The sequence below is a fragment of the Candidatus Hydrogenedens sp. genome, from assembly GCA_035378955.1.
Classification (GTDB): domain Bacteria; phylum Hydrogenedentota; class Hydrogenedentia; order Hydrogenedentales; family Hydrogenedentaceae; genus Hydrogenedens.
In genome coordinates, this window is record DAOSUS010000010.1 from 36,781 (window position 1) to 49,921 (window position 13,141).

Below are 13,141 nucleotides of genomic sequence, written 5' to 3' on the forward strand. Positions count from 1 at the left end.
GACGAATGGGACAAAAGGGACGGATGGGACGGATAGGACGAATGGGACAAAAGGGGGGAATGGGACGGATAGGACGAATGGGACAAAAGGGACGGATGGGACAAAAGGGAGGAATGAGACAAAAGGGAGGAATGGGACAAATGGGATGGATGATACGGATGGGACGAATGGGACAAAAGGGGGGAATGGGACGGATAGGACGAATGGGACAAAAAGGAGGAATGGGACAAATGGGATGGATGATACGGATGGGACGAATGGGACAAAAGGGGGGAATGGGAGGAATGACATTGGTGCGATTGTAATAATGTTGGTGTTGTATTGAGGTTTTTATCTTTATATAAGGTGCAAGTCTTGATGTTTTGTCGGCATTGTTTTGTCTTCAATAAAAAGTGTGTAGTTTCTTAAATTAAGTTTCTACCTGTGGAACTGATGGATATACTCGCATGCAGTACACCTTTTTGGTTACGAAGGGCGGAACATAATTCTTGTATTTTATATGCTCTTCCTCGAACTAAAATAGTTTCGGCGCACAACTGGTGGTCTAAATGAATATGTGTTGTGGTGAGAATAACATTCAGATATTTGTGCTGAACATTCAAAATTTTATCATTCAGTTTGGGTATATGATGGTTGTAAACAAAGGTAATTGTTCCGATGGCTTCTTCGTTTTCTTCCCACTGTTTTTCCACCAATTTGTCGCGAATAAGGTCACGAATAAACTCAGAACGGTTGGCATAGCCTTCCCGTGTAACAAGATTCTGCAATTTCTCCCAGAGTGATTTCTCGATAGAGAAACTTAACCGAACAACTCCCGCCATATTTCATTCCCTTTCTGTTTATTCGTTATCATTAATTTGTCATTCAATTTATATGCAAAACTTATATTTATTATTCTGCGGAGATTATTTTCCATTCAAGAATACCGGCGGAAAAGTTAGGTTGAAGTTGGACAACAAGACGCAGGGCATCCGTAGAAATAGTATCAAAGGTTACCTCATTGTATTTATTTCGTTCTGTAGTCCTTTTAGATGGTTTTGGAACGGGTATCCAGCGACCTTCTTTTTGATACAGTATTTCCCATGATTCAGGGGCTCTACATTCTCCAAAACCTGTATCATCAAACCAGAAAACCCGAACCCCTTTTATGGAATATTCTTTGTCGAAAGTATATTGCACCCATTCCTTTGTGCCTTTATGGTCCCACCATGTAAAACGAGGAATACATGTATCAGACGATTTCTTAGGTTCTATCTGGTCGTTGAGGGCATAAAGACTATCATTTGTCCATATATGAGATGCTTCCACACTTGCTTTTGTTTCAAGGGTTGGGACAGTTACAAGGTCTGCATTTTCTGGCAACCATACGCGCATGTAACCCTGTTTACGGTTTGCCCATGCATAATAAGGAATTAGTTTCATAGCTTGGTCGGAACCATTCAGGTTTTCGGATGTTTTTATTTTAGCAGTAGTTTGAATGGTTACCACTCCACCCAGCAAATCGGGTTCAAAATGAGATTGGAATGTAGAATTGCGAGGAAGGAAAAGGAAACGCACCTGGTTGGCATTATCTATATCCTCTGCACAGAAAACAACAGGACCTCTTTGAATAGCCACTCTACCGCGGTTGGCTTCTACTTTTTCATTCGCATAAACTCGCTGAACATCCATAGGTAAAGCAAGGATAATTTCATCGTTCTGTTTCCATTCTCTCTGTATTTTTACAAAGCCCTTTTCCAATGATGTAATGGGAATGTTCTCACCGTTGACCTTTATCTGAACCTTATCCAACCCCGGGCATTCAGGATAGAGATACAATCGTTCGGTGTTTCCCTGACCGCGATATGTCCAGTCGGGAATTCGAATGGCAATGGTAAAATTTTGGGGTTTCTCCGAATGGATTTGGATTTTGGTTTCACCGTCCCATGGATAGTTTGTCGTTTGTTCTATTTGAATAAGATTTTTCGGTAAGGGATGGTTTTCTTTTGCAAGGGTTAATTTTCCATTGGAGTATGTGAGTTGTGTTTTGGTTGGGATGTAATGGAGGATATAAAGGGTATCTTTATCGCAGGCGTAGGTATAACCGCCAATAGTAGGAATGAAACGAACAACATTGGTGGGACAGCAAGCACATTTTTGCCATGGGGGTCGTTGGTCTGCACCTTCCAATCGGTTGCAATAGAAAATTGTATCTGCGGTGAGCGAAAGTCCTGACAGCGGCGTATTATAGAAAGCGCGTTCGATGATATCTACATATTGAGCATCGCCATGTAGCAGGAACATGCGTTGAGCCCATAAAACCAATCCAATGGAGGCACATGTTTCGCAATAAGCCGTATCATTAGGCAGGTAATAAGGTTGACTAAATCCTTCTATCCGCAATAGAGAATCACCAATTCCAGCAGTGATATACATTTTTCGTTCCGTCAAATCGAACCATAATCGGTCAAGGGCGTTGGAATAACGAGTATCCCCGGTTTTGGCCACCAGGTCTGTAACGGATGAATAGAGATACATAGCCCGAACGGCATGTCCTAAAATTTCGTCCTGTTCAATAATGGGTTTATGGTCCTGACAAACAAAATCCCAACGGCCGGTAGTCTTATCTTTATAAGGTTTTCCGCGTTGTTCTATAAACCAGCGTGCCATCTCTGCATATTTTTCTTTTCCTGTATAATGAGCAAGTTTAAATAACGCCAATTCAATTTCTTCGTGTTGAGGAACTTCTTCTACCTTTCCTGTTCCAAAGGTTTCTACAATATGGTCTGCAAATTTTGTAGCCACATCCAATAGTTTTGTTTTTCCTGTTGCTTGAGCATACGCAATGCCGGCTTCCATCAAATGCCCTGCACAATAGGTCTCATGTTCCGCATCATTTGTCCATCGTTCTTTAGGTTTGACAAGTGTGAAATAAGTATTCAAATAACCATCGGGTTGTTGGGCTTTTGCAATCAAATCAATAATATCATCAGCCGTTTTTTCAATATTCGGGTCTTTATGCAAAGCAAGCCAATATGCGGCCCCTTCAAGGACTTTGTAAACATCCGAATCTTCAAAACAGGCTCCAATATGTTTCCCTTCTTTTACACCCGCCGTTACACGGAAATTGTCTATCTTTTTTTCCGTTTCACAATATTCAAAATTATGAGGTAAAAACTTTTTGCCAACACGCATAATCCAGTCATTCCAGAAGCCTGGTTTGACTTCTACCTCGGTGAAAGGGACAGGATACACAGGATAAATATCTGGCAATGTTGCCACGGTGTTCAATATATACAAGGGGCTAAGGCTTACAAGTAAAAGGGCCATGGTAAGTCTCCTTTTCAAGGTTTTTCATTTATGATAAATTATAATTTGAGTCTTTTTTCAGTAATTTGTATACTACTAAAACGATTTGTCAAATAACAATCTTAATTGTTGGAGCATAGAAATAGAGATATGTTAATCCAAGCAGAAAAAAAGAAATTAAGTGGTTGGGGGAGATATTCTTTCCCTGAAAGTTATGTCTTTCGACCTGAGAAATGGAAAACCTTAGATGCGGTATTAAAAGATGACCGTATCCCGGATTTTCTCGCGAGAGGTTTGGGAAGAAGTTATGGAGATACCGCCCTGAATGAAGGAGGGGCTCTGGTCAATATGGTGCGATTAAACCGATTTCTTAACTGGAATGAGGAAGATGGCGTTCTGGAATGTGAAGGAGGGGTTACCTTAAAAGAAATTCTGGAAGTTTTTTTGCCTCGTGGCTGGATGCCGTATGTATGTCCGGGGACAAAATTTGTTACTGTGGGAGGTGCTATAGCGAACGATATTCATGGGAAAAATCATCATGAGGAAGGTAGTTTTGGAAATCATGTTTTATCCTTGGATTTGATAATAGGGGATGGAAGCGTTGTCCGTTGTAGTCGAGATGAGAATGCGGATTTGTTCTGGGCAACTATTGGTGGAATTGGGATGACAGGGATTATCCGAACAGCCAAAATTCGTTTAAAGAAAGTTAGAACGGCTTATTTCCATGTAGATTATTATCAGGCAAGAAATTTAGATGATTTGCTGGAGAAAATGAAGGACTATGATGTTAAGTATCCTTATACAGTAGCGTGGTTAGATTGCCTTGCCCAAAAAGAAAGTATGGGTAGAGGAATACTGATGGGAGGACGTCTGGCTGAAGTAGAGGATTTGCCTCCCCGCTGGAAAAATGCACCTTTGACACCTAAAAGAAAAAGGGATATAACGGTTCCTTTTGATGCTCCATCATGGGCTTTAAGCCAACGAACGGTAGGTATTTTCAATTCCTGGTATTATGATTTAAACAAGACCCGCTATGAAATTACGCCCTTAGAAAAATTCTTTTTCCCATTAGACCGTATTCTGGAATGGAACCGTATGTATGGGAAAACAGGATTTGTGCAATATCAGGTAGTTTTCCCGGGGAGTGACATAAAGGGATTAAAAATATTATTGGAACAGTTGGTATCCTCACAACGGGCGTCTTTCTTAACTGTTTTGAAACGGTTTGGTCCCGGAAATGAAGGATTATTGTCGTTCCCTATGGAGGGATATACCTTGGCTTTAGATATACCCAATCATGCGGGCCTGGTAAATTTTATTGAGGATTTAAATCTAATCGTTTTGAGATATGGGGGAAGACTTTACCTTGCCAAAGACCAATTAATGTCGGACAGTATGTTTCGAGAAACTTATCCCCACTGGATACAATTTCAAGAGATTAAGACGAAATATGACCCCGGTTTTCGTTTTTCATCTACGATGGCACGAAGAATAGGACTTATTCCAGAACGGAGGAGGGCTCCTATATGTTAGATATTAATGAAATGAAACCAACTTCCAAATCGGTGCTTGTTTTAGGTAGTGTTTCCGCTGTAGGAAAAGCCATAGCCCATGAGTTTGCAAAAGAAGGTTATTCGTTATTGCTTGCAGATATAGAGACGGAAGAAAACGAACGAATGGCAAAGGATATTCAGATTCGCTACCGCGTTTATTGTGATACCTTATTTTTTGATGCAGGTGATATAGATTCTCACCCGGCTTTTTTGGATAAGGTCGTTGAAAAAATAAATGGCTTACCGGAAGGTCTGGTAATTTGTTTCGGATATATGCCTGTCCAACAAGAAGGACAAAAAGATTTTAAACTTATTAAAAGAACTATTGATATTAATTTTACAGGCGCGGTATCCATTCTGGAACGGGTTATTGGCAGGTTTGAAGAGAGAAATCATGGATTTGCCATTATCATCTCTTCTGTTGCTGGAGATAGAGGTCGTAAAAGTAATTATATTTACAGTTCTACCAAAGGGGCATTGACACGATATATGGAAGGTTTGCAACATCGGTTGAGTTCGACAAAAGTGCATGTATTGCTTGTAAAACCGGGATTTATGGATACGGCCATGACCTATGGCTTAAATTTGCCTCAAAGACTTCTGGCAAGTCCGGAAGAAGCAGGGCGAATGATTCACAAGGCATGGAAACGAAAGAAGCATGTTGTATATGTGAAATGGTTCTGGAAATACATTATGCTTATCATTCAGCATTTGCCCCGATTTGTTTTCCACCGCACGCAATTGTAATAGGAATAAAGGAAGTGTATGAAGGTTCTTATGTTGCTTATAAAAACATTGAGAGTATATCAATGGACGAAAAATTTTCTGGTATTTGCTGCGATAATCTTTGCGGGCGAGTTGCTGAATTTAGAGGCGATTAAACTTTCGATAATAGCCTTTTTTTCTTTTTGTTTTTCTGCGAGTTCCGCTTATATTTTGAATGACATTATTGATGTGGAGAAAGACCGCCTTCATCCAGAGAAATCACGACGACCTATCCCCAGTGGAGATGTAAGCATCCCGCTGGCCTTTTTCCTCACTTTCATTTTGTTGGTAATTTCACTTACATTAGGTTACTCATTAGGTATAAAATTTATTGCAATTCTTTTAGTGTATATCTTTCTAACAGTGAGTTATTCGTTGTTGTGGAAAAAGTTTTTTCTGGTAGATGTGCTAATTTTAGCAATGGGTTTTGTAACAAGGGCTATAGCAGGTGCCGTGGCAATAAATGTGGTATTTTCAAACTGGTTGATAATATGCACCTTATTTTTAGCGTTGTTTTTGGGGTTAGGAAAAAGAAGAGGTGAATTACTTTTGTTAAAAGATGATGCAGAAAATCATCGTGCCGTTCTTGTGTTTTATACGGTGGAGTATTTAGACCAATTATTGCTCATTGTTTCTGGTGGTGCTTTAATTACTTTTACAATTTACACATGTTCCCCGGAAGTAATTGCTCGATTGCATACCGATAAATTATATTTAAGTTTACCCTTTGTCATTTATGGCTTGTTCCGCTATCTTTATTTAGTTCGTTATCAAGGGGAAGGTTCTGACCCCAGCAAGGTATTATTGTCCGACAAACCAATTATACTCTGTGTAATCTTGTGGGCATTGACGAATGTTTGCATTATCTATGGAGAGCGTATTTTTCATTTATTCTATACCTAAAATAATAGTATCAAATATAAAAATAGGAGCAAACCATGCTCCCTTGTTTTCACCCTTTAAATTGTAAACAATCTCATAATAGTATCAAATATAAAAATAGGAGCAAACCATGAGTTCTGTTCGGATTGATTTTCAGAGAATTAACAAAAAAGTCATGGCGGTTGTTTTAGGGGGTGGTAGAGGGACAAGATTGTATCCTTTGACGAAACTTCGTTCCAAGCCCGCAGTCCCTTTGTGTGGAAGGTATCGGCTCATTGATATTCCATTAAGTAACTGTATTAACTCCGGACTTATGCGGATTGTTGTTCTAACCCAGTTTAATAGCCATTCTTTAAATCGTCATATTATGAATGCGTATCATTTTGACGAGTTTCACCGTGGAGGTGTTACCATCCTGGCTGCGGAGCAGACCAATGAAACAGGGGATTGGTTCCAGGGCACTGCAGATGCGGTTCGAAAACATATTTCTCATATCTATGACCCGGATATACAACATTATTTAATTCTTTCCGGTGACCAGTTGTACCGTATGGATTATCGGGATTTATTGAGGACGCATATATCTAAGAATGCAGAAATAACAGTGTCTGCGTTGCCTGTAGGACGAAATTCTGCCTCTCAATTTGGGATTATGCAGGTGAATTCCGAAGGAGTTATACAGCGATTTGTAGAAAAGCCCAAAGAAGATGAAATATTAAATCAATTAACAACCCCCCCATCTCTTTTTGAAGAATTTGGTATTTCTGCAGAAGGGAAACCTTATTTAGCATCTATGGGTGTTTATGTTTTTAATGCGGATGTGCTAATTCATTTGTTAAGGGAACATCTGGAATGGATTGATTTTGGCAAACAATTAATTCCTGGGGCATTAACCCAGCATAAAGTATATGCTCACATGTTTGATGGCTTCTGGGAAGATATAGGAACCGTTCGTTCTTATTATGATGTGAGTGTGGCGATGACTTATGATGTTCCTCCCTTTGAATTTCATGACCCAGAACAGCCGATATATACACATCGCAGAGCCTTGCCCGGTGCTAAAATTATTCGCTCTGAAATTGACCATGCCATTATTTGTTCCGGTGTTCGCATAGAAACGGCACGGGTTCGACATTCCATTATCGGAATTCGCAGTGTGATTCGTGAATCTGCTGTGATTGACCATAGTATTATATGCGGTGCGGATTCGTTTGAGATGGGAGATGTTAGACATGCTTCGGGTATTCCTATGGGGATTGGACCCGGTACAGTAATAGAAAGGGCCATTATTGACCATAATGCGCGTATTGGAAGAAATGTAGTTATTCGAGGCGGGGATAATTTGAAAGATGGAGACCATGAAGGTTTTTCCATTCGAGAGGGTATTATAGTGGTTCATAAAAATGCTATTATTCCTGATGAAACAAAAATAGGAAAAATGTAATGACGGAAATATCCAATGGAAATGAAAAAGTAGAGGAAAAAAATTCGGTTTCAGGAGAATTTCGCTGGTATGAAGGATTAGCAATTTGCCTTTCGATGATAGCTGTGCAGTTATGCAGCGAGGTGATTAACCAGTGGGGGTTGTATTTTTATTCTCCTTCCGGTGGAGTGGGTAGAACAGTCTATGTCTCTATTGGACTTGTTGGATACATATTCATCATTGGAACATTCTGGGATGCTTTTAGTAGCCCACTGGTAGGTGCCTTATCGGATAAAACTCCAACGAGACCGGGACGATGGCGGATTATCCCTATTTATGGTCGTAGAAGACCCTATATATTTTTGGGTTCGTTATTGATGGTTTTTACCATGATTGGTTTTTGGTTTCCACCGACAGGGCATACTTCTCTTTTAAATTTTATTTACGGCACAATTTTATTATGTGCTCATTGGACATTATTTTCCGTTGCTGTTATACCTTTAAACGCTTTAGGACCTGAAATAGCCCGTTCTGAAACGGCTCGGGTTGCCTTAGGAACATGGACGGCCATCGGTATGATAATCGGATTGGCAATGGCCAATGCCCTGCCGGGGGTATTAATTTCAAAATTAGACCCGTCACGAATAGAAAGCCATTTGAGTATGGTTCTTGACAAAAGTAAGAATTCGGGTATGTCCCAAAAAGAGATTGAAAATTGGTTGCAGTCATGGGGATTAACAGGAGATAAATGGGAAGGTATTGTTAAAGGAGAACCAAACTCGACATTTAACATTCAGGGTAGTTTGTTCGAGGCATTGCAGGAAAAAAGTATTACAAGAACTACCGAAGATATTTTCCATAAATTAGGTATTAAAGAATATCAGAAATTGCCCCGAAAGGCGTTTCGTGCTTTGCAAGTGTCTACGAATTTAAACGAACAGGATTTTTCAGAAAAGTTACGGAAGGAGGTTTATGAATACTTAAAAATAGGGAGTTCAAAATTTATTAATATTCAAAAAGAAAATTCAGGTAATAAGATATATCTTCACTCGAAACTTTTGGAAGGCATTGAAGAAAAAGACCTTGCAGGAGAAGAACTCAAAGATAAAGAGATTGCTTTACAGGGGGAAACTTTGTCGGTTATTTCTTCAGGACCTTTTTCAGAGGAAGAGATAAACGGCATTCGAGAAAAGGTCCTTTCCTCTGTATTGAAAAGACATCTTATGGTCTCTTTTTCTGGGGAAAATCAAAATGATGTGGTTATCTTTTCCAGAGCATTAACCCAAGTGCTTGCATTAGCAGGAATACAGAATTCTCTTTCAGGTACCTCTATTGTAGATGGGATTTGGGTTGCGGAAAGTTTTTCGCCCACAGGGTATCGTAGAGTTGCAACTGTATTTGCACTTATTTCATTTGTGTTGTTTTTATTGCCGGTAATTTTTATCCGTGAACGATATGATTCAGAAGCCATACAAAGCGAACCGTTACCCTGGGGACAGGGACTAAAAGATGCATTACGAAACAAACCGTTTATGATTTATGCATGGTCTTTTTTCCTATTTACAATTGGCTTTTTAGCGGTTCAACGCGTTTTGCCGTATTGGGCAGAGTTAGGGCTGGATGGAGATGAAAGCACGATTACTTTCTTATTAATACCGTTTATACTGGTAGCGATATTGTCCTATGCCGTGATACCTATTGTAGCAAGATATTTACACATGAAATGGCTTATGTTTATTGCATTAGGAATTATTGCTTCCGGGATGCCCTTTTTATATGTTATAGGTAAATTAAATGTAGATTTTACGGTGCGAACGGTTATGGGAATGATTTTATTTGGCTATTGTGGTATAGGACAAGCCATAATCTATGTAATGATGATACCTATGTTGGGAGATATTATCGACTACGATGAAAAATTTTCAGGGGAGCGACGAGAGGCTGTTTATAATGGTCTGAGTGCGTTTATCTGGAAAGCCTCCATGGCGGGTTCTATCTGGTTGGCATCTCAATCCATGAGTTTGTGGGGCAATTCAATTGAACGATATACAGGTGTATTACTGGTAGGACCCTTTGCAGGGATTTTTGGACTATTGGGGATGATATTGATTTCTTTATATCCGTCTCACTGGAGAGAGGAATAACCATTGCCTTGTCCAACAAATCCGACAGATTAAACGCGTCAGACTGTTTTTCCCATCACCTTAGAGAAAACGCCCAGATATTTTCTTGCATTCTCTCTCCGTGTAAAATGAGCAAGGACATATTCCCTGCCCTTTTTACCAAAAAGTTTCCCCATTTCTGGGTCCTGAATCATTTTTATCAGGGCTTCCGTATAAGCATCAGCATTCTCTGGCTCTACGGCAATTCCTGCTCCACTCTGTTCTAAAAGTTCTCGGGCTTGTCCTTCTGCTCCTAAAAGGATAGGTCGTTCACAAGCCATAATCTCAAACATTTTTGAGGGAATATTATAAAGAAACACATTCCTCTTTTTTAACGAGACAAGACATATATCCGCTGAAGAATACCAATCGGGCATTTCTTGTTTTTTTACAGGAGGATAAAATCTCGTATTGGTTAACTTTTTTTGTTCCGCCAAAGAAATAAGATGTTCTCTATCGGCACCCGCACCTACAAAAACGAAAAGAACATCAGAATTGTCTTTCATATTTTCTGCAACCTGCAAAATCGTTTCCAATCCTTGAGAAAGCCCCATGGTGCCAATGTATAAAACAACAATTTTTGAGGTATCCCACCCCTTTTCTTGTCGGATTTTTATGCCCCCGTTTGTCGGTTTGAAGAATTCTTCATTTATGCCGTTGGGAATGGTAAAAATTTTATCTTCTGGGAAACCCCGCCGTGCAATTTCACGGGACATAGCAGGGGCTATTGTAACAATGGCTTTTGCCCGATTATAAAGAAAAGATTCCAGAGAAGAAAGTAAGAAAATGATGAAGCGATTTTTAATTACACCCAAATCAATAATTTGTGCAGGCCAGAGGTCTCGCACTTCAAATACAAAAGGTCGCCATTTAATCAGAGATACAATATACCCTGCCACACCGCATAATAACTGAGGTGAAGACGCTACAACCACATCACACTTACCTGTAAAGAAAATGGCAACGAGAATGGAAGAAATCATGTATGTAACGAAAGCTATACTTCGTTTAACAACACCACGATTGGGTGTGGCATATAACCACCCGCGAAGGACACGAATCCCATCCCAATCTTCACGAGCAAGCCACTTTCCATGATATTCAGGGGGAACTATACCATCTGGATAATTAGGAAAACCACACACGACGGTTACTTCATGACCTTCCTGAACCCAGTATTTTGCGTGTTCGTAGGTTCGAGAAGCTAATGCTCCCATTTCGGGAGGAAAAAATTGACTGAGGAAAAGTATTTTCATATCAAAACAATCTTTTTTCTTTCTCACTTTTGAGGCTTATTCTAAAAATTTGTTTTTCGTTATTTCAAATAATGATTGCTAATGCCCTTTGGCTCTATCTTTACGCTATTTATAATGTAAAAGGACAAATTTGTATATCTTTCAATTCAAAAAGGCGTTTTATTTTTGATATTATATTACCCAAGAAGGAGGATTAGCCATGCCTTTATTCGAATATGAATGCAAAAATTGTAAAAAGACTTTTGAAATGCTGGTTAAAAATGCAGATGAACAAATTGCCTGTCCCGAATGTGGTTCTAAAAAAGTTGAGAAGATGTTAAGTCATTTCGCTCCTGTAGGTTCGAGTTCTAATAAACGAATAAATATGGGTTGTGTTGAGGACACAGGTCCTCAATGTTCCTTAAAAGAGTCTGGCGGTTGTTGTGGCTGTGGAATGTAATTAATTGTTGCGTTTTGCCAGAACAGTTTGTTCATAATTTTTAACTTCGTGCAGCCAGTTGATACCCAGAGGGACATCTTTTTTAAGGCAATAATAGTCCCATACAGAAGACCAGGGTAAGTTCTTTATTTCTTCCAGCAGAGCCAATCGGCTTGTGTAATCGCCCTGATTTTCAAGTTCTTTTAGGAGGGTTACGGGTTCCAACAAGGACTTCAATAATGCCCGCAATACGGCTCGTGTCCCCGTTACCCATGCTGAAATGCGGTTAATACTGGCATCAAAGAAATCCAGTCCAATATGAACACGGGCAAATAAATTATTCCTTGCAATTTCGTCCATGAGTGCAGAAACATCATCATTTACAATCACTACATGGTCACTGTCCCAACGCACACCTCGGCTAATATGCAATAGCACTTCGGGAATATAAAGCAAAACAGAGGATAATTTGTCTGCAACTAATTCTGTTGGATGAAAATGCCCCATATCAAGGCAAAGGATTTTTTGCTTCTGGACAGCATACCCTAAATAAAATTCATGGGAGCCGACAACATAACATTCAGACCCTATCCCGAATAATTTACTTTCAATGGAGTCTTTGTTCCATGGCTCATCTATGGGCTTTTCAAAGATTTTGTCCAGTGATTCTTTCAGTCGTTGACGAGGACCCAGCCTATCCACGGGCAGGTCTTTATAACCATCGGGAATCCAGATATTGGTAACACAAGTTTTCCCAAGTGTTTTCCCAAAATAGGCACCGATTTCACGACAAATTATACAGTGCCGTATCCAGAATTCACGGATGGCTTTGTCGCTATGAGCTAAGGTAAATCCCGAATCGGCTAAAGGATGAGCGAAACAGGTAGGATTAAAATCTACACCCAGTCCGTTTTCCTTTGCCCAGTCTGCCCATCGCGAAAAATATTCCGATGTTAGTTCATCGCGTTCCACTTTTTTCCCCTGTGTCTCCGCATAAATTGCATGTAAATTTATACGATGTTTGCCGGGAATTAAAGATAGGGCTTTTTCTATATCCTGTCGTAATTCGTCTGCATTCCGTGCTTTACCGGGATAATTTCCTGTTGCCTGTATTCCACCACTGGAAGAGGCTTCCGAATGCTCAAAGCCACCCACATCATCTCCCTGCCAGCAATGTAAGGAGACAGGGATGTTCTCTAAAGATTTCAGGATAGTTTCTGTATCTACATGGAAAGTAGCATAGATTTCTCGGGCGATTTCATACGATTTTTCTATCTGATTTGAGCGATATGTTGGAATATTTGACATAAAACTTAACCTTATCTTTGGATTAATAATTAGTTGTTTTTCGAGAAGAACAAAATGTCGTATATTTTATAATTCTACTTTATTTA

At 39.7% G+C, this 13,141-nt stretch carries 11 protein-coding genes; 7 read left to right on the top strand and 4 right to left on the bottom strand.

Annotation, left to right across the window (positions count from 1 at the left end):
• Positions 1-325: hypothetical protein (locus PLA12_03905; protein HOQ31640.1), on the top strand; the 325-nt coding region annotated here is incomplete at its 5' end.
• A 79-nt stretch (positions 326-404) separates the two neighbouring features.
• Here the strand turns inward: PLA12_03905 and nikR are convergent.
• Together nikR and PLA12_03915 are read right to left on the bottom strand one after the other, a co-directional pair.
• Positions 405-821, bottom strand: coding sequence for a nickel-responsive transcriptional regulator NikR (gene nikR, locus PLA12_03910; protein HOQ31641.1), 417 nt, complete (start codon positions 819-821; stop codon positions 405-407).
• Positions 822-891: 70 nt separating this feature from the next.
• Positions 892-3,309, bottom strand: coding sequence for a glycoside hydrolase family 127 protein (locus PLA12_03915; protein ID HOQ31642.1), 2,418 nt, complete (start codon positions 3,307-3,309; stop codon positions 892-894).
• A gap of 129 nt (positions 3,310-3,438) precedes the next feature.
• On the opposite strand from PLA12_03915, the gene PLA12_03920 reads away from it, so the two are divergent.
• The 5 genes from PLA12_03920 (at position 3,439) to PLA12_03940 (ending at position 10,055) form a co-directional block, all read left to right on the top strand.
• Entirely contained in the window at positions 3,439-4,821 is a 1,383-nt protein-coding gene (locus PLA12_03920) for an FAD-binding oxidoreductase (protein ID HOQ31643.1), read from the top strand.
• A complete protein-coding gene (locus PLA12_03925; protein ID HOQ31644.1) occupies positions 4,815-5,588 on the top strand; it encodes an SDR family oxidoreductase in 774 nt (257 codons plus the stop codon). The genes PLA12_03920 and PLA12_03925 overlap by 7 nt, the downstream gene beginning before the upstream one ends.
• Before the next feature lie 18 nt (positions 5,589-5,606).
• Positions 5,607-6,509 carry a decaprenyl-phosphate phosphoribosyltransferase gene (locus tag PLA12_03930; protein HOQ31645.1) on the top strand — a complete coding sequence of 301 codons (903 nt, stop codon included), beginning with the start codon at positions 5,607-5,609 and terminating at the stop codon, positions 6,507-6,509.
• Between the two features lie 109 nt (positions 6,510-6,618).
• Positions 6,619-7,932 carry a glucose-1-phosphate adenylyltransferase gene (locus tag PLA12_03935; protein HOQ31646.1) on the top strand — a complete coding sequence of 438 codons (1,314 nt, stop codon included), beginning with the start codon at positions 6,619-6,621 and terminating at the stop codon, positions 7,930-7,932.
• On the top strand, positions 7,932-10,055 hold the full coding sequence (locus tag PLA12_03940) for an MFS transporter (protein HOQ31647.1): 2,124 nt from the start codon (positions 7,932-7,934) through the stop codon (positions 10,053-10,055). The genes PLA12_03935 and PLA12_03940 overlap by 1 nt, the downstream gene beginning before the upstream one ends.
• Positions 10,056-10,093: 38 nt before the next feature.
• Here PLA12_03940 and PLA12_03945 read toward each other — a convergent pair whose 3' ends face one another.
• A complete protein-coding gene (locus PLA12_03945; GenBank protein ID HOQ31648.1) occupies positions 10,094-11,329 on the bottom strand; it encodes a glycosyltransferase family 4 protein in 1,236 nt (411 codons plus the stop codon).
• 199 nt (positions 11,330-11,528) lie between these two features.
• On the opposite strand from PLA12_03945, the gene PLA12_03950 reads away from it, so the two are divergent.
• Complete coding sequence (locus tag PLA12_03950) at positions 11,529-11,768, top strand: zinc ribbon domain-containing protein (GenBank protein ID HOQ31649.1); 240 nt, start codon at positions 11,529-11,531, stop codon at positions 11,766-11,768.
• Here the strand turns inward: PLA12_03950 and PLA12_03955 are convergent, their stop codons facing one another.
• Positions 11,769-13,055, bottom strand: a complete 1,287-nt coding sequence (locus PLA12_03955; GenBank protein HOQ31650.1) for an L-rhamnose isomerase — start codon at positions 13,053-13,055, stop codon at positions 11,769-11,771.
• Positions 13,056-13,141: the final 86 nt, after the last annotated feature.